Here is a 273-nt window from a genome sequence, read left to right as displayed (position 1 = left end):
CTGCCATCCGTCCCGCGTCCTCGCCCGAGGACCCCCTGCCGCGCTCGTTCTTCGATCGCCCCGTACTCACCGTCGCCGCCGACCTGCTGGGCCGCACTCTCGTGCACGACAGCGCGGCCGGACCGATCGAGCTGCGACTGACCGAGGTCGAGGCATACGACGGCGCCAACGACCCGGGCTCGCACGCGTACCGCGGCAAGACCGCCCGCAACGCGACGATGTTCGGCCCGCCCGGACACCTGTACGTCTATTTCACGTACGGCATGTACTGGT

The 273-nt window shown here is 69.6% G+C and carries 1 protein-coding gene; it reads left to right on the top strand.

Annotation, left to right across the window (positions count from 1 at the left end):
- Positions 1–5: 5 nt before the first annotated feature.
- Positions 6–273, top strand: a 268-nt coding sequence (locus tag GTY56_RS36975; protein ID WP_346345667.1) for a DNA-3-methyladenine glycosylase, incomplete at its 3' end; no start/stop codon positions are given.

The sequence above is a fragment of the Streptomyces sp. SID5643 genome, assembly GCF_009872555.1.
GTDB classification, from domain to species: Bacteria; Actinomycetota; Actinomycetes; order Streptomycetales; family Streptomycetaceae; genus Streptomyces; species Streptomyces iakyrus.
This window is presented reverse-complemented; position numbering and strand designations above follow the sequence as displayed.